This is a genomic window from Streptomyces sp. NPDC003300, assembly GCF_040610915.1.
In the GTDB taxonomy this organism is placed as follows: Bacteria; Actinomycetota; Actinomycetes; order Streptomycetales; family Streptomycetaceae; genus Actinacidiphila.
The window spans coordinates 336151-352713 of sequence record NZ_JBEXNE010000002.1 but is presented as its reverse complement, the minus strand read 5'-3'; the positions used below and the strand labels follow the sequence as shown (position 1 = coordinate 352713).

General features: G+C 69.7%; 15 protein-coding genes and 1 riboswitch. Of the genes, 11 read left to right on the top strand and 4 right to left on the bottom strand.

Features of this window, described 5'->3' with window-relative positions; all coding sequences use genetic code 11:
* Positions 1 to 141: 141 nt before the first annotated feature.
* Entirely contained in the window at positions 142 to 399 is a 258-nt protein-coding gene (locus tag ABZX65_RS04080) for a hypothetical protein (protein WP_355334286.1), read from the bottom strand.
* Positions 400 to 535: 136 nt separating this feature from the next.
* On the opposite strand from ABZX65_RS04080, the gene ABZX65_RS04075 reads away from it, so the two are divergent.
* Positions 536 to 1516 carry a carbohydrate kinase family protein gene (locus tag ABZX65_RS04075; RefSeq protein WP_355334284.1) on the top strand — a complete coding sequence of 327 codons (981 nt, stop codon included), beginning with the start codon at positions 536 to 538 and terminating at the stop codon, positions 1514 to 1516.
* A 21-nt stretch (positions 1517 to 1537) separates the two neighbouring features.
* Here ABZX65_RS04075 and ABZX65_RS04070 read toward each other — a convergent pair whose 3' ends face one another.
* Entirely contained in the window at positions 1538 to 2926 is a 1389-nt protein-coding gene (locus tag ABZX65_RS04070) for an aminotransferase class V-fold PLP-dependent enzyme (protein ID WP_355334282.1), read from the bottom strand.
* Positions 2927 to 3174: 248 nt separating this feature from the next.
* Here ABZX65_RS04070 and coxB point away from each other — a divergent pair, with 248 nt between their 5' ends.
* From coxB to ABZX65_RS04050, 4 genes are all read left to right on the top strand, one after another.
* Positions 3175 to 4167, top strand: coding sequence for a cytochrome c oxidase subunit II (coxB, locus tag ABZX65_RS04065; RefSeq protein WP_188281474.1), 993 nt, complete (start codon positions 3175 to 3177; stop codon positions 4165 to 4167).
* Positions 4164 to 5921: a cytochrome c oxidase subunit I gene (gene ctaD, locus ABZX65_RS04060; protein ID WP_355334278.1), complete on the top strand. Its 1758-nt coding sequence runs from the start codon at positions 4164 to 4166 to the stop codon at positions 5919 to 5921. The genes coxB and ctaD overlap by 4 nt, the downstream gene beginning before the upstream one ends.
* Positions 5918 to 6316, top strand: coding sequence for a cytochrome c oxidase subunit 4 (locus ABZX65_RS04055; RefSeq protein ID WP_188281472.1), 399 nt, complete (start codon positions 5918 to 5920; stop codon positions 6314 to 6316). Before ctaD ends, ABZX65_RS04055 begins: the two co-directional genes overlap by 4 nt.
* A 169-nt stretch (positions 6317 to 6485) precedes the next feature.
* Positions 6486 to 7763 carry an Ig-like domain-containing protein gene (locus ABZX65_RS04050; protein WP_355334275.1) on the top strand — a complete coding sequence of 426 codons (1278 nt, stop codon included), beginning with the start codon at positions 6486 to 6488 and terminating at the stop codon, positions 7761 to 7763.
* A 16-nt stretch (positions 7764 to 7779) separates the two neighbouring features.
* Here the strand turns inward: ABZX65_RS04050 and ABZX65_RS04045 are convergent, their stop codons facing one another.
* The gene (locus tag ABZX65_RS04045; RefSeq protein ID WP_355334273.1) at positions 7780 to 8205 is read right to left on the bottom strand and encodes a hypothetical protein; all 426 of its coding nucleotides are present in this window, start codon (positions 8203 to 8205) and stop codon (positions 7780 to 7782) included.
* 224 nt (positions 8206 to 8429) lie between these two features.
* On the opposite strand from ABZX65_RS04045, the gene ABZX65_RS04040 reads away from it, so the two are divergent.
* The 6 genes from ABZX65_RS04040 (at position 8430) to ABZX65_RS04015 (ending at position 15619) form a co-directional block, all read left to right on the top strand.
* Positions 8430 to 9050 (top strand): heme-copper oxidase subunit III, encoded by a 621-nt coding sequence (locus ABZX65_RS04040; RefSeq protein WP_355334271.1) that lies wholly within the window; start codon positions 8430 to 8432, stop codon positions 9048 to 9050.
* A 66-nt stretch (positions 9051 to 9116) separates the two neighbouring features.
* Positions 9117 to 9926, top strand: a complete 810-nt coding sequence (locus ABZX65_RS04035) for a c-type cytochrome (RefSeq protein ID WP_355334269.1) — start codon at positions 9117 to 9119, stop codon at positions 9924 to 9926.
* A complete protein-coding gene (locus ABZX65_RS04030) occupies positions 9923 to 10984 on the top strand; it encodes a Rieske 2Fe-2S domain-containing protein (protein WP_355334266.1) in 1062 nt (353 codons plus the stop codon). The genes ABZX65_RS04035 and ABZX65_RS04030 overlap by 4 nt, the downstream gene beginning before the upstream one ends.
* The gene (locus ABZX65_RS04025) at positions 10981 to 12615 is read left to right on the top strand and encodes a cytochrome bc complex cytochrome b subunit (protein WP_355334263.1); all 1635 of its coding nucleotides are present in this window, start codon (positions 10981 to 10983) and stop codon (positions 12613 to 12615) included. The genes ABZX65_RS04030 and ABZX65_RS04025 overlap by 4 nt, the downstream gene beginning before the upstream one ends.
* A gap of 176 nt (positions 12616 to 12791) precedes the next feature.
* Complete coding sequence (trpD, locus tag ABZX65_RS04020; protein ID WP_355334260.1) at positions 12792 to 13856, top strand: anthranilate phosphoribosyltransferase; 1065 nt, start codon at positions 12792 to 12794, stop codon at positions 13854 to 13856.
* Positions 13857 to 13967: 111 nt separating this feature from the next.
* Positions 13968 to 14084: riboswitch (SAM riboswitch) on the top strand.
* Between the two features lie 164 nt (positions 14085 to 14248).
* Positions 14249 to 15619 (top strand): aminotransferase class V-fold PLP-dependent enzyme, encoded by a 1371-nt coding sequence (locus ABZX65_RS04015; protein WP_355334257.1) that lies wholly within the window; start codon positions 14249 to 14251, stop codon positions 15617 to 15619.
* On the opposite strand, the gene ABZX65_RS04010 is transcribed toward ABZX65_RS04015, so the two are convergent.
* Positions 15616 to 16512 carry an NAD(P)-dependent oxidoreductase gene (locus ABZX65_RS04010; RefSeq protein WP_355334256.1) on the bottom strand — a complete coding sequence of 299 codons (897 nt, stop codon included), beginning with the start codon at positions 16510 to 16512 and terminating at the stop codon, positions 15616 to 15618. The genes ABZX65_RS04015 and ABZX65_RS04010 overlap by 4 nt on opposite strands.
* Positions 16513 to 16563 lie beyond the last annotated feature (51 nt).

Here is a 16563-nt window from a genome sequence, read left to right as displayed (position 1 = left end):
CGTGCTCCTTCGGCTCCGTACGTCAGATGCGGATCTGACGCGGCGGGCCGGATTCCGGTTCCGCCGGGCCCGTTGCGCCGTCCGGGGGAACGGCGACGCGGGCCCCGCCGAAGGGGCCGTTCGTGATACGCCGGACAGGCCCTAGTCGCCGAACTCGGCCATACCGCGCACCACGTGCGCGGACGCGGGCGGGACGACGATGCCGTGCAGGCTGGCGGGGGCGACCACGGCCTGGGCCTTGGCGGCCGGGGTGTGCCAGTGCGCGGCCATCCGGCGGCAGTCGCCGAGCAACTGGTCGAGCGACTCGGGCTCGGCGAGCGGGAACGACGCGGACACCGGAGGCGTGGCCGAAAGGGCGGAAGCGGAGGACGGCACGGGTGCGGCGGGGGTAGACCTCATACCTCGACCCTAGGCACGGGCGGACCATCGAGAAAGCCCTACTATCGGGTAGTTTCGCCGTGTCCGACTGCTACGCCGCACCCGGTAGCGTGGGACGCCTGCTCTTCTCGTCGATCCCCCGCAGGAGCCTGCCGCCGTGCGTATCGCCGTAACCGGATCCATCGCCACTGATCATCTGATGACCTTCCCCGGCCGTTTCGCCGATCAGCTCGTCGCCGACCAGCTCCACACGGTCTCGCTGTCCTTCCTCGTGGACGGTCTCGACGTGCGGCGCGGCGGGGTCGCCGCCAACATCTGCTTCGGCATGGGCCAGCTCGGCACCTCGCCGATCCTGGTCGGCGCGGCGGGCAACGACTTCGCCGAGTACCGCGCCTGGCTCCAGCGGCACGGCGTGGACACCTCGTCCGTACGGATCTCCGAGGTGCTGCACACCGCCCGCTTCATCTGCACCACCGACGCCGACCACAACCAGATCGGCTCCTTCTACACCGGCGCCATGAGCGAGGCCCGGCTGATCGAGCTCCAGGCCGTCGCCGACCGCGTCGGCGGCCTCGACCTGGTCTCGATCGGCGCCGACGACCCCGAGGCGATGATCCGGCACACCGAGGAGTGCAGGACCCGCGGCATCCCCTTCGCCGCCGACTTCTCCCAGCAGATCGCGCGGATGGACGGCGACGACATCCGCGTCCTGCTCGAAGGCGCCGCGTACCTCTTCAGCAACGAGTACGAGAAGGGCCTCATCGAGGCCAAGACCGGCTGGAGCGACGAGGAGATCCTGGACCGGGTCGGCACCCGCGTCACCACCCTCGGCTCCCACGGCGTCCGGATCGACCGCAAGGGCGAGGAGCCCGTCCAGGTTGGCTGCGCCGAGGAGCAGACCAAGGCCGACCCCACCGGCGTCGGCGACGGCTTCCGCGCCGGCTTCCTGTCCGGGCTCGCCTGGGGCGTCAGCCTCGAACGCGCCGCGCAGGTCGGCTGCATGCTGGCGACCCTCGTCATCGAGACCGTCGGCACCCAGGAGTACGAGCTGCGCCGCGGCCACTTCATGCAGCGCTTCAGCAAGGCGTACGGCGACACCGCCGCCGAAGAGGTCCGCACGCACCTCGGCGCGCGCTGAACCCTCCCGGATGAGCGCCCGTCAGGCCCTGCGCCGCACCGTGTACGCGGTGCCGCGCTCCGCCGGGCGCTCCCCCAGATAGTCGTGGGCCCGCATCTCGCACCACGCGGGGATGTCGAGCCGGGCGGCCTCGTCGTCGGACAGCACGGTGACGAGGCCGCCGACCGGCACGTCGTCGATGACCCGCGCGAGGTCGATGACCGGGATCGGGCAGAGCTTGCCGAGCGAGTCCACGACCAGAGCGGACTCCCGCGGCTCCCGCCCGCCCTGTCGGCCGGGCCCGGCCGACGCGGCCGACGGCGCGCCCAGTGCCGAGCGGACCTCGGCGACGACCCCCGGCAGCACCGCGAGGAAGCGCTCGACGTCCTCCGCGGCGGTCCCCGGCGGCAGCGACACCCGTACGTTCCCCTCGGACAGCACACCCATCGCCTTGAGCACATGGCTGGGCGTCAACGTGCTCGACGTGCACGACGATCCGGACGACACCGAGAAACCGGCCCGGTCGAGACCGGTCAACAGCGCCTCGCCGTCGACGTACAGGCAGGAGAAGGTGACCAGGTGCGGCAGCCGCAGCGTGCCGTGGCCGACCACCTCCACGTCCGGTACGACCCGCGGCACGCGCGACCTGATCAGGTCCACCAACGCCGTCAGCCGGACGGCCTCCCGGGCCGCCTCCTCGCGCACCGCCCGCAGCGACGCGGCGGCGGCGACGATCGCGGGCAGGTTCTCGAAGCCGGGCGCGCGCCCCGACTCCCGTTCGTCCGCGGGCCCCTGAGGCGCGAAGCGGGTGCCCTTGCGGACCACGAGCAGCCCGACCCCGGACGGCCCGCCCCACTTGTGCGCGCTCGCCGTCAGCAGCGACCACTCGCCCTCGACCCGCCCCCAGCCCAGCGACTGCGCCGCGTCCACCAGCAGCGGCACCCCGGCCGCCCGGCACAGCGCCGCCGCCTCCGCGACCGGCTGCACCGTACCGACCTCGTGGTTGGCGGACTGGAGGCAGGCCAGCGCGGTGTCCGCGCGCAGCGCCGCCGCGAAGTCCGCGGCGGCCACCCGCCCCGACCGGTCGACGCCCACCGTCACCCGTTCGTACGCCTCCGCCGCGTGCAGCACCGACGAGTGCTCGACGGCCGAGACCACCACCTGACGGCCCGTCCGACGGCGGCCCGCCATGGCGCCGGACACACCCGTGTGCACCGCGCGTGTCCCCGAAGGAGTGAAGACCAGTTCGTCGGGGCGGCAGCCGACCGCGTCCGCCGCGGCCTCGCGGGCCGCGTCGAGCAGCAGCCGCGCCCGGCGCCCCTCGCGGTACAGCCGCGCGGGGTCGGCCCACCCCTCGTCGAGGGCGGCGAGCAGCGCCTGCCGGGCGACAGGGTGCAGCGGAGCGGCCGAAGCCATATCGAAATAGGACACCTCAGCACGCTACAACCCGCCCGCGCCGACCGGCCGGGCGCACTGTCAGAAGGCCCCCGGAGTGCGGGATTCCATCCCTTCGGGGTGTGCCCCGGCGCGTTGTACCCCCTCCCCGCGTGACCTCAAATAGCGTCCAGTAGGGTTTGGTCCGCATAAACATCCACACCTAATTGCCCGTGCACGGACCGACCGACCAGCAGGCGGCCGGGCACCCGGACGCTCGGGCGAGACTCTCGGGAAGGCGCTACGTGAGTCCCAACGGCTCCGACCTCCCCCACGGCCAGAACGGCGTGGGAGGTACCCCCTCGTCGCGGCGCCCGGTGCGGCGATGGCTGCCGCGGGCGCTGGCCGCGGGCCTGGTCCTTGCGACCGCCACTGGTTGCTCGTACAAGGACTATCCCCGCCTCGGCATGCCCAGTCCTGCCACGGAACAGGCACCCCGGATCCTCGCGCTCTGGCAGGGCTCCTGGGCCGCCGCGCTGGTGACCGGCTGCCTTGTCTGGGGCCTGATCCTGTGGAGCGTGATCTTCCACCGGCGCAGCCGGACCAAGGTCGAGGTCCCCGCGCAGACGCGCTACAACATGCCCCTTGAGGCCCTGTACACGATCGTCCCGATCATCGTCATCGCGGTGCTGTTCTACTTCACCGCCCGTGACGAGTCGAAGATCCTGGACACCTCCAAGAAGCCGCAGCACGTGATCAACGTGGTCGGCTTCCAATGGAGCTGGGGCTTCAACTACGTCGAGGACGTGGACGGCAACCCGGCGACCCCCACGGGCGTGCCGAAGGAACTGTCCGAGATCCCCGCGAACAAGCTGCTGCTGCCCCCCGGCGCCGAGGGCGTCTACGACGTGGGCACGCCGGCCAGCAGGAACCCGGACACCGGCAACCCCGGTCCGACGCTCTGGCTCCCCAAGGGAGAGAGCGTGCGGTTCGTCCTCACCTCGCGTGATGTCATCCACTCCTTCTGGATCGTTCCGTTCCTGATGAAGATGGACGTCATCCCCGGCCACACCAACGTCTTCGAGGTGACTCCGAGCAAGGAGGGCACCTTCCTTGGCAAGTGCGCCGAGCTTTGCGGTGTGGACCACTCCCGGATGCTCTTCAACGTGAAGGTCGTTTCGCCCGAGGAGTACAAGCAGCACCTCAAGGACCTGGCGGCGAAGGGCCAGACCGGGTACATCCCGGCGGGCATCGCCACCACGGGCAACGCGAAGAACTCGGAGCCCAAGACCACATGAGCATTCTGAACGAACCGCAGGGCGCCGCCGCGGCGGACGACTCCTACGCGGACGAGATCCCGGCACGCCGGCGCAAGCCCGGCTCGGTCATCGTCACGTGGATGAGCACCACGGACCACAAGACGATCGGCTCGATGTACCTCATCACGTCGTTCGCCTTCTTCCTCATCGGCGGCGTGCTCGCGCTGCTGATGCGCGCGGAGCTGGCCCGGCCGGGCAACCAGTACCTGTCGAACGAGCAGTTCAACCAGGCGTTCACGATGCACGGCACCGTGATGCTGCTGATGTTCGCGACCCCGCTCTTCGCGGGCTTCGCGAACTGGATCATGCCGCTGCAGATCGGCGCCCCCGACGTCGCGTTCCCGCGGCTGAACATGTTCGCCTACTGGCTCTACCTGTTCGGCTCGCTCATCGCGGTCGGCGGCTTCGTGACCCCGCAGGGCGCGGCCGACTTCGGCTGGTTCGCGTACTCGCCGCTGTCGGACGCGGTCCGCTCGCCGGGCATCGGCGCCGACATGTGGATCATGGGCCTGGCCCTGTCCGGCTTCGGCACCATCCTCGGCGCGGTCAACTTCATCACCACGATCATCTGCATGCGCGCACCCGGTATGACGATGTTCCGCATGCCGATCTTCTGCTGGAACGTGCTGCTGACCGGTGTCCTCGTCCTGCTGGCCTTCCCGGTGCTCGCCGCCGCGCTGCTCGCCCTGGAGGCCGACCGGAAATTCGGGGCGCATGTGTTCGACGCCGCCAACGGCGGCGCGTTGCTCTGGCAACACCTCTTCTGGTTCTTCGGCCATCCAGAGGTGTACATCATCGCGTTGCCCTTCTTCGGCATCATCTCCGAGGTCATCCCGGTCTTCAGCCGCAAGCCGATGTTCGGCTACATCGGCCTGGTGGCCGCGACGATCTCCATCGCCGGTCTGTCCGTGACCGTGTGGGCGCACCACATGTACGTCACCGGCGGGGTGCTGCTGCCGTTCTTCTCGTTCATGACCTTCCTGATCGCGGTGCCGACCGGTGTGAAGTTCTTCAACTGGATCGGCACGATGTGGAAGGGGTCACTGAGTTTCGAGACCCCGATGCTGTGGTCCATCGGCTTCCTGATCACCTTCGCCTTCGGTGGTCTGACCGGTGTCATCCTGGCGGCGCCGCCGCTGGACTTCCACGTCTCGGACTCGTACTTCGTGGTCGCGCACTTCCACTACGTGGTGTTCGGCACCGTCGTGTTCGCGATGTTCGCGGGCTTCCACTTCTGGTGGCCCAAGATGACCGGCAAGATGCTGGACGAGCGGCTCGGCAAGATCACCTTCTGGACGCTGTTCTTCGGCTTCCACGGCACCTTCCTCGTCCAGCACTGGCTGGGCGCCGAGGGCATGCCGCGCCGGTACGCGGACTACCTGGCGGCGGACGGGTTCACCACGCTGAACACCATCTCCACCATCAGCTCGTTCCTGCTCGGTCTGTCGATACTGCCGTTCCTCTACAACGTGTGGAAGACCGCCAAGTACGGCAAGAAGGTCGAAGTCGACGACCCGTGGGGCTACGGCCGTTCGCTGGAGTGGGCCACCTCGTGCCCGCCGCCGCGGCACAACTTCACCACGCTGCCGCGCATCCGCTCCGAATCCCCGGCGTTCGACCTGCACCACCCGGAGATCTCGGCGATCGACTCGCTCGTCAACCGGGGTCCCGACCAGGCGCTCTCGGGCGTCAGTGGCGACCTGCACCACGACCGTAAGGAGTCCGGTCAGTGAGGGTCCAAGGCAAGATGTTCCTCGGCCTGGCCGTCTTCATCCTGGCCTCGGCCATCGTGTACGGCCTGTGGTCCAAGGAGCCCGCGGGCACCACGGCGCTCTTCCTCGCCTTCGCGCTGAGCACGATGATCGGCTTCTACCTCGCGTTCACCGCGCGCAGGGCCGACACCGGCGCGCAGGACCGGGAGGACGCGGAGGTCGCGGACGACGCCGGCGAGCTGGGCTTCTTCAGCCCGCACAGTTGGCAGCCGCTCGCGCTGGCCACCGGCGGCGCGCTGGCGTTCATGGGCATCATCTTCGGCTGGTGGCTGCTGTTCGTCTCGCTGCCGGTGATCCTGATCGGCGTGTACGGCTGGGTGTTCGAGTACTACCGCGGTGAGAACCGCACCCAGTAGCCGGGCAGGGCGGTGACGCGGCCCCCACGGGACCCGCGTCACCCAGGGAACAGAAGTACGGGCGGGCCCGGACACCGACTCAGGTGTCCGGGCCCGCCCGTTCGCGCGCCCGACCTCTTTTGCACGTATCCACCGAGCGAAATCACCCGGTTGTTCCTAACTTGAGTGCATGAGCCACAATTCTCTACGCCGTAACGCGCTGCGCTGCTCCCTGCTGGTGGCGCCCCTCGCGGTGGGGCTCACCGCTTGTGGCGGCGGCGGCAATCCGCTCGCCGCCACGCCGCACGACGCCGCCGCCAAGGTCGCGTTCGGCTCCGCGGCCGGAGGCAAGGCCGACCCGTCCAAACCACTCCAGGTGACCATCAAGAAGGACGGGAGCCGGATAACCGACGTGACCGCTACGGACGCCGCAGGGCGCTACGTACGCGGCGAACTCGGCTCCGACGGCCTGAGCTGGCACTCCACCGGCGCGCTGGCCGCAGGCGCGCACTACACGGTCCGGGTGAGCACCGAGGACTCCGACGGCCGCCCCGGCCGTAAGACGCTCGGTTTCGACACCACGCCCGCGGACGCGGGACTGCACGTCGCCTTCGGCCCCGACGCGGGTACGTACGGCGTCGGACAGCCGATCACCGCCGAGCTGAGCGTCCCGGTCAAGGACCCGGCGGCCCGCGCCGCCGTCGAGGGCAACCTCAAGGTCAGCTCGACCCCCCAGGCCGCCCCCGGCTCCTGGTACTGGGTCGACGACCGCACCCTGCACTACCGGCCCAGCACGTACTGGCCCGCGGACGCCACGATCGACGTGACCAGCACCCTGAACGGCGTACGCGTCCAGGACGGGCTCTACGGCGGCACCGACAAGTCCCTGGAACTGCACACCGGCGACCGGGTCGAGGCGCTCACCGACGCGGGCACCCACCAGATGACCTTCAAGCGGAACGGGAAGGTGGTCCGTACGCTCCCCGTCACCACCGGCAAGCCCGGCTTCTCCACCCGCAACGGCGTCAAGGTGGTGCTCGGCAAGGAGCAGTTCGTCCGGATGCAGAGCGAGAGCATCGGCATCGCCGCGGGCAGCTCCGACTCCTACGACCTGCCGGTCTACTGGGCCACCCGGGTGACATGGAGCGGTGAATACGTGCACGCCGCGCCGTGGTCCGAGGGCTCGCAGGGGTACGCCAACGTCAGCCACGGCTGCACCGGCATGAGCATGGACAACGCCCACTGGTTCTTCGACAACGTGCGGCAGGGCGACATCGTCGAGGTCACTCACAGCCTCGGCGACACGATGACGCCGTTCGACAACGGCTTCGGCGACTGGAATCTGAGCTGGGCGCAGTGGAAGAAGGGCAGTGCCCTCGGCGCCGCGGGTCAGTCCGCGGCGACGCAGAACACCGCCACCACCGCCACCGTCTCCAACCCGGCCCGGCTGCGCCCCCAGGCGCTCTGACCGGCCGCCGCGGCGCTCAGTGCGCCGTCGTCGCCACGGCCGTGGTCCTCGGCGCCAGCCTGGCCCGCAGCAGCCCCGCCAGGGACTCGCTGAGGGCGACCGGGTCGACGGGGTGGGCGACCGCCGCGTCGGCCCGGCTCCAGGTCGCCAGCCAGGCGTCCTGGGGACGGCCGATCAGCACCAGCACCGGCGGGCAGCGGAAGATCTCGTCCTTCGCCTGACGGCACACCCCCATGCCGCCGGCGGGGGAGGTCTCACCGTCGAAGACGCAGACGTCGATGCCGCCGCGCTCCAACTCGGTGAGAACCGCGGGCATCGTCGCGCACTCCACGTACTCCACCGGCGGCAGGTCGGCGGCGGGCCTGCGGCCGACGGCGAGCCGGACCTGCTCCCGGGTGTTCGCGTCGTCGCTGTAGACCAGCACCGTGGCGGTCGCCTGCATCGTGGTTCCTCCTCGTGAAGGCGTTCTCAAGTGCGTCGGATGCTACTCCCGCCAGCGCCTTCGCGAGGAGGGTTCGTAGCCCGCGAAGATCGGCGGCCCGGTCGTCCGACGCACCGTCATCCCTCCTTCGGGGGACGGCGCCGCTAGGCCACGCGGGTCTCCTGCGGGCCTTGACACACCGAATGGCACCCCCCGGAGTCAGCGCCAGATAAGCGACCGACATAATGTCGGACGTGGCGACAGCAACAGCAGTAGATACCGGGCACGCGCACCCGTCGGTCAACCGGCCGAACCTCACCAGCGTCGGAACCATCATCTGGCTGAGTTCCGAGCTGATGTTCTTCGCGGCCCTCTTCGCGATGTACTTCACCCTTCGGTCGGTCACGGGTGCCGACTTCTGGAAGGAACACGCCCATGCGTTGAACGTCCCGTTCTCGGCGACGAACACGACGATCCTGGTGCTCTCCTCCTTCACCTGCCAGATGGGCGTCTTCGCCGCTGAGCGCGGCGACGTGAAGAAGCTCCGCTCCTGGTTCATCGTGACCTTCATCATGGGTGCGATCTTCATCGGCGGGCAGATCTTCGAGTACACCGAACTGGTCAAGAAGGACGGCATCTCGCTCAGCTCGGACCCCTACGGCTCGGTGTTCTATCTGACGACCGGGTTCCACGGGTTGCACGTGACGGGCGGACTGATCGCGTTCCTGCTGGTACTCGGGCGGACGTACGCGGCCAAGCGGTTCACCCACCAGCAGGCCACCGCAGCCATCGTCGTGTCCTACTACTGGCACTTCGTCGATGTCGTGTGGATCGGCCTCTTCGCCACGATCTACCTGATCAAGTAGCCGGTCGCACACCGCACACACATTCCAGAAGCATCGACGCAAGAGATCCTGACACCGGGGTAATCCGTGAAAAAGCTCTCCGCACGACGGCGCCACCCGCTGGCGGCGCTTGTCGTCCTACTCTTCGCGCTCGCGGTCACCGGGGGGCTGTACGCCGCGCTCGCGCCGGCGCCGAAGGCGCAGGCCGACGACGCGGCCCAGTCCCTCGCGATCACTGAGGGCAAGAAGCTGTACTCCGTCGGCTGCGCAAGCTGCCACGGCACTTCGGGCCAGGGCAGCTCCGACGGACCGAGCCTGGTCGGCGTCGGCTCCGCCGCCGTCGACTTCCAGGTCGGCACCGGCCGGATGCCCGCGCAGCAGCCCGGCGCGCAGATCCCGAAGAAGAAGGTCATCTACGACCAGGCCGAGATCGACCAGCTCGCCGCGTACATCGCGTCCCTCGGCCCCGGCCCCGCCGTGCCGAGCAAGGACCAGTACAACCCCGCGGGCGCGGACGCCGGCAAGGGCGGGGAGCTGTTCCGCACCAACTGCGCCCAGTGCCACAACTTCGTCGGCAAGGGCGGTGCGCTGACCAACGGCAAGTACGCGCCGACGATCCAGGGCGCCTCGCCCAAGCACATCTACGAGGCCATGCTGACGGGTCCGCAGAGCATGCCGTCCTTCCCGGACAGCACGATGCCGCAGGACACGAAGGCGGACATCATCGCGTACCTCCACGAGGTCAACAGCAGCGAGACGAAGAACCCCGGCGGTCTCTCGCTGGGCAGCATCGGTCCGGTGTCCGAGGGTCTGGTCGCCTGGGTCTTCGGCCTCGGCTTCCTGCTCGTCTGCACCACCTGGATCGCCGCCCGGACGACCAAGGCCAAGAAGTCATGAGCGAGACTGGATCTCACAAAGACGTGTCAGAGAACCTGCCAAGTGAGCACGGCGCTCACGGGAGCGAACCAGCGGTCCCCGACGACCCGTTCGCCAACCCCGGCCATCCCCCCCACGAGTACCGCCGTCAGGACATCGACGAGCGGGCCGAGAAGCACTCCGAGCGGGTCGTGGCGGGGCTGTTCGGCCTGTCGATGCTCGGCACCGTCGCGTTCATCGCCTGCTTCGTGATCTTCCCGGTCGACAAGATCGTCTTCATCTTCCCGTTCGGCAACGTGAGCGCGCTGAACTTCTCGCTCGGCCTCACGCTCGCCGTGGCGCTGCTGGGCATCGGCGCGGGCGCGGTCCACTGGGCCCGCACCCTGATGTCCGACGAGGAGTTCGCCGACGAACGCCACGCGGCGGGCGCGGACGAGGAACTGCGCGAGAACATCGAGCAGCAGTGGGCGCAGGGCGCCCGCGAGAGCGGGTTCGGACGGCGCAAGCTGATCCGCAACACGATGTTCGGCGCCCTGACCCTGGTCCCGCTGGCCGGTGTCGTGATCCTGCGCGACCTCGGCCCGCTGCCGGAGGACAAGCTCCGGCACACCCTGTGGGCCAAGGGCAAGGTGCTGATCAACCAGAACACGAACAAGCCGCTGCGCCCCGAGGACATCGTGGTGGGCTCGCTCACCTTCGCGATGCCCGAGGGTCTGGAGGAGTCCCAGGAGGACTTCCAGGAGCAGATCGCCAAGGCGGCTCTGATGATCGTCCGGATCAAGCCGGACGACATCAAGGACAAGCGCGAGCGTGACTGGGCCCACGAGGGAATCGTGGCCTACTCCAAGATCTGCACACACGTGGGCTGCCCGATCAGCCTCTACGAGCAGCAGACGCACCACGTGCTCTGCCCGTGCCACCAGTCGACGTTCGACCTGTCGGACGGCGCGCGGGTGATCTTCGGCCCGGCGGGGCACCGGCTGCCGCAGCTTCGGATCAGCGTCAATGGTGAGGGCAATCTCGTCGCTCTCGGCGACTTCGATGAGCCCGTCGGTCCGGCATTCTGGGAGCGCGGATGAGTACTACGACGGAAAGCTCGACCCGTCGGGGCAAAAAGCCGGTCGGCCAGCGGGCCGCCGAGTGGACTGACCCCCGGCTCGGTATCTACAAGTTGGCCAAGGCCAACATGCGGAAGATCTTCCCGGACCACTGGTCCTTCATGCTGGGCGAGATCTGCCTCTACAGCTTCGTCATCCTCATCCTCACGGGTGTGTATCTGACGCTGTTCTTCCACCCCAGCATGAACGAGGTCGTCTACCACGGCCCGTACGCGCCGCTCCAGGGCGTGCGGATGTCCGAGGCGTACGCCTCCACCCTGCACATCAGCTTCGAGGTGCGCGGCGGTCTGCTGATCCGGCAGATCCACCACTGGGCCGCGCTGATCTTCATCGCGGCGATGATCGTGCACATGATGCGCGTGTTCTTCACCGGCGGTTTCCGCAAGCCGCGTGAGATCAACTGGCTGTTCGGCTGGACGCTGCTGTTCCTCGGCATGTTCACCGGCTTCACCGGTTACTCGCTCCCGGACGACCTGCTGTCCGGCACGGGCATCCGGTTCGCCGACGGCGCGGTGCTCGCCACCCCGGTGGTCGGCTCGTACCTGTCGTTCTTCCTGTTCGGCGGGGAGTTCCCCGGCCACGACATCGTCAGCCGGTTCTACTCGATCCACATCCTGCTGCTGCCGGGTCTGATGGCCGGTCTGCTGACCGCCCACCTGATCCTGGTCTTCTACCACAAGCACACGCAGTTCCCGGGTGCGGGCAAGACCGAGAAGAACGTCGTCGGCATGCCGCTGCTGCCGATCTACACCGCGAAGGCGGGCGGCTTCTTCTTCCTGGTCTTCGGCGTGATCTCGGCCATCGCCGCGACCGTGTCGATCAACCCGATCTGGTCGATGGGACCGTACCGGCCGGACCAAGTGTCCACCGGCGCCCAGCCGGACTGGTACATGGGCTTCTCCGAGGGCCTGATCCGTGTGATGCCCGGCTGGGAGATCAACGCCTGGGGACACACACTCGTCCTGGGCGTGTTCATCCCGCTGATGGTCTTCCCGGTGGTGCTGGCGGCCATCGCCGTCTACCCGTTCATCGAGGCGTGGGTCACCGGGGACAAGCGCGAACACCACCTGCTGGACCGGCCGCGCAACCGCCCGGTGCGCACCGGCTTCGGTGTGGCCTGGCTGACCGAGTACTTCGTGCTGCTGATCGGTGGCGGCAACGACCTGTGGGCCACGCACTTCCACCTGTCGATCAACTGGATCACCTGGTTCGTCCGCGTCGGCTTCTTCGTCGCGCCGGTCCTGGCCTTCATCATCACCAAGCGGATCTGCCTGGGTCTCCAGCGCCGTGACCGCGACAAGGTGCTGCACGGTCGCGAGACCGGCATCATCAAGCGGCTGCCGCACGGTGAGTACATCGAGGTGCACGAGCCGATCTCGCAGGAGCAGCGGCACATCCTCACCGCGCACGTCCAGCCGGAGCCGATCGACGCGGGCCCGGAGGTGGACGAGAACGGCGTGGAGCGCAAGCTCAACCCGATCGAGAAGGCGCGGGCCAAGCTCTCCCGCGGCTTCTACGGCGAGCACAGCCAGATTCCGAAGCCCACGGCCGAGGAGTACGAGGAGATCACCAGCGGACACGGCCACCACTGAGCCGCCGCCGCTGAGCTGAGCCACCCACGGGCCGGGCCCGGGAATCCCCCTCAGGGGAGTCCCGGGCCCGGCCCTTCGGCGTCCGCCGTCCGCAGTGCGGGCAGGGAGCCGTCGGGCTCCGCGGCGCGGATAGGCTGAGCGCGCAGTTCCCCATCCCACCACCAGGAGCGTGGACCATGAGCGTTGTGACCCCGGCAGGCGGCGAGAGTCCGGCGACGCGGTCCTGGCCGGACGTGCTGACCACGCTGCTGGCAGGGCGGAATCTGGGTGGGGACGACACCGCGTGGGCGATGGACGCGATCATGCGCGGCGAGGCGAGCGACGTGCAGATCGCCGGGTTCGTCGTCGCGCTGCGGGCGAAGGGGGAGACCGTCGAAGAGGTCTCCGGCATGGTGCGGTCGATGTACGCGCACGCGAACACCATCGAGGTGCCCGGCGCGACCGTGGACATCGTCGGCACCGGCGGCGACCGGGCGAAGACCGTCAACATCTCCACCATGTCGGCGATCGTGGTCGCGGGCACCGGGGCGAAGGTCGTCAAGCACGGCAACCGCGCCGCGTCCTCGGCCAGCGGCGCCTCCGACGTCCTGGGAGAGCTCGGCGTCAATCTGCAACTGACGCCGCAGCGGGTCGTGGAGGTCGCGGAGGAGGCGGGCATCACCTTCTGCTTCGCGATCAAATTCCACCCCGCGCTGCGCCACGCGGGCACCGCCCGGAGCCAGTTGGGGGTGGCGACCGTCTTCAACTTCCTCGGCCCGCTGACCAATCCGGCCCGGGTGCGGGCGCAGGCCACCGGGGTCGCGGACCCGCGGATGGCGCCGATCATGGCCGGGGTGCTGGCCGAACGCGGCTCGTCCGCACTGGTGTTCCGCGGTGACGACGGCCTGGACGAGCTGACCACCACCGCCACCTCCCAGGTGTGGGTGGTGCGCGACGGCAAGGTGGAGCAGACCGCCTTCGACCCGCGGGATGTCGGCCTGCCCCTGGTGCCCGTGGAGGCGCTGCGCGGCGCCGACGCGGCCCACAACGCGGACGTCGCCCGGCGGCTGCTCGCGGGCGAGACCGGGCCCGTACGGGACGCCGTGCTGCTCAACTCGGCGGCGGCGCTGGTGGCCCTGCGGCCCGGCAGCGGGCCGTTGGAGGAGCAGATCGCGGCCGGTCTGGTGACGGCGGCCGAGTCGATCGACTCGGGCGCGGCGGCGGCGACGCTGGAGCGGTGGGCGGCGGCGAGCAACGCGTAATCGCCACTGTGGCGGAATTCGGATAGGTCCCGCGGGGACCGAGCACACGACGCTGTCCAATTTCTGGACGGCGTCTTGTGCGTTCGGCGCCTTGTGGCAGAATGCTGTCCAGGTCACGAGTGACAGCGTCAAGGCCCCGGCTCGCTGTCCGGCAACCCTCCGTCCGAGGCGGGGTGCCCCGGGTGATGACCAGGCCGTGAGCAGCGAGGCTCATGGCAAGCCGGACTTGGGGAGTTCTTTCATGAGCAAGCGAATGCGATAGGGCCTGTCGGCCCGGTTCCGCCGTTCCGCCTTTCGTTCGACGTTTCCATCCCGCGCTTCTGTACCGCGAGCCATTCCTTTTCGGCTTCAGACGTGCGGTGATTTCGCCTGCCGTAATCCGGGAGATCGCCATGACTGTGTCCATCGCTGCCACCGACCGTGAGATTTGTACCCCGCTGCCCGTTCTGGGCCGGGACGTCCTCGTGCCGCTCGTGACGGGCGGCGAAGTGACGTACGCCGCGCTCGACTACGCCGCCAGCGCCCCCGCGCTCCAGCGGGTGTGGGACGACGTGGCCGCCTACGCCCCCTACTACGGCAGCGTGCACCGCGGCGCCGGCTACCTCTCGCAGCTCTCCACCGACCTGTTCGAGCAGAGCCGGGTCACGGTCGCGGAATTCCTCGGCTGTCGGGCCGAGGACCAGGTGATCTTCACCCGTTCGACGACCGACTCGCTCAATCTGCTCGCCGCCGTCATCCCGGCGGGCACCCACGTCTTCGTCTTCGAGACCGAGCACCACGCCTCGCTGCTGCCGTGGCAGACGCGGGACGACGCGCGGGTCACCGTCCTGGGCGCGCCGCGGACGCCCGAGCAGGCCGTCGCCGCGCTCGACGTGGCCCTGCACGGCGCCCCCAAGGGGCCCAAGCTGGTCTGCGTCACCGGCGCCTCCAACGTCACCGGTGAGCTGTGGCCGGTGCGGGAGCTGGCCGCCGCCGCGCACCGGCACGGCGCCCGTATCGTCCTGGACGCCGCCCAACTGGCCCCGCACCACCCGGTGGACATCGCCGCGCTCGACGTCGACTGGGTCGCCTTCTCCGGCCACAAGCTGTACGCGCCCTTCGGCTCCGGTGTCCTCGCGGGCCGCGCCGACTGGCTGCGCGAGGCCGAGCCGTACCTCGCGGGCGGCGGCGCCAGCCGCAAGGTCGCGCGGCGCGCGGACGGCGGAGTCGACGTCGAGTGGCACACCACCGCGGCGCGGCACGAGGCCGGGTCGCCGAACGTCATCGGCGTCTACGCCATCGCCGCGGCCTGCAAGGCGCTGACCGAGGCCGGGTTCGACCAACTCGTCACCCGTGAGCAGCGGTTGCTCGCCCGGCTGCGGGAAGGGCTCGCCTCCGTGCCCGAGGTGCGGGTGCTCTCCCTGTTCGGCGAGGACGCGCCCCGGGTCGGCGTGCTCTCCTTCGTCGTCCAGGGCTGGAACAGCTCGCACTTCGCCGCCGCGCTCTCCGCCGAGTACGGGATCGGTGTCCGTGACGGTCTCTTCTGCGCCCACCCGCTGGTGCGTACGCTCCTCGGCGCCGAGGGCGACGACCCGGGCGAGTGCGGCGCTCCCGAGGCCGCGCCCGGCGAGCGCGTCCTCAACGCCATCCGCGTGAGCTTCGGCGCGGGCACCCCCGAGGAGCACGTCGACCGCTTCGTCCACGCCGTCCGCACCCTCGTGCGCGACGGCGCCCAGTGGAACTACCGCACGGAGGACGGCCGCTGCGTGCCGGACAGGCGCTAGCGCCTGTCCGGCCGGATACGAACGGCGCCCTCGGTGCGGGACTCGATGGCCTTCAGGACGGCGATCATGTCCGCGGCCGGGTCGGTGGCGGCGGTCTCGGTGAACAGGGCGAGGCAGGTGTCGAGCAGGGGAGTGGCGGTGGCGGAGGCGCGGGCGGCCTCCGCGATGAGGCGGTTGTTCATGAGGACGTCGGCGGCGGCGGCCTGGACGGTGAAGTCGCGGGCGAGCAGCTTGGGGGACTTCATACGGGAGACGCCGCTGGCCATCGGTCCCGCGTCGAGCACGGCGAGGAACTGACGGGCGTCGACGCCGTGCCGCTCGGCGAAGTGGAACGCCTCGGTGAGCCCGGTGACCACGGTGATCAGGAAGAGGTTGACCGACAGCTTCATGAGCAGGGCGCCGGGCACCGCCCCGCAGACGAAGGTCTCGTGGCACATGGGCGCCAGCAGCGGCCGTACCGCTGAGACGGCGGCGTCCTCGCCCGCGAGCATCGCCACCAGGCGGCCCGCCTCGGCCGGGGCGCGGGAGCCGGAGACCGGGGCCTCGACGTAGCGGCCGCCCGCCGCGCGGACCTCGGCTTCGAGGCCGAGCGAGTACTCGGGCGAGGTCGTGCCCATGTGGACGAGGGTGTGCCCCGCGACGTTCGCCGCGAAGGCGGGGGTGCCGCGGCCGAGGCAGGAGTCGATGGCGGCGCCGTCGGCGAGCATCACGAAGACGGTCCCGGCGCGGCGGAAGAGGTCGGCGGGGCTGTCGGCGGTTTCGGCGCCCGCCGCCCGCAGGGCCTCGGCGGCGGGCGCGCTGCGGTTCCACACCACCAGCGGGGTCCCGGCGCGGAGGAGATTGAGCGCCATGGGCCGGCCCATGACCCCGAGCCCCAGGAAACCGATGTCCACGACGCACCGCCGCCTCTCTTGCCGTTTATGACCGCCGTCATAATACTGGTC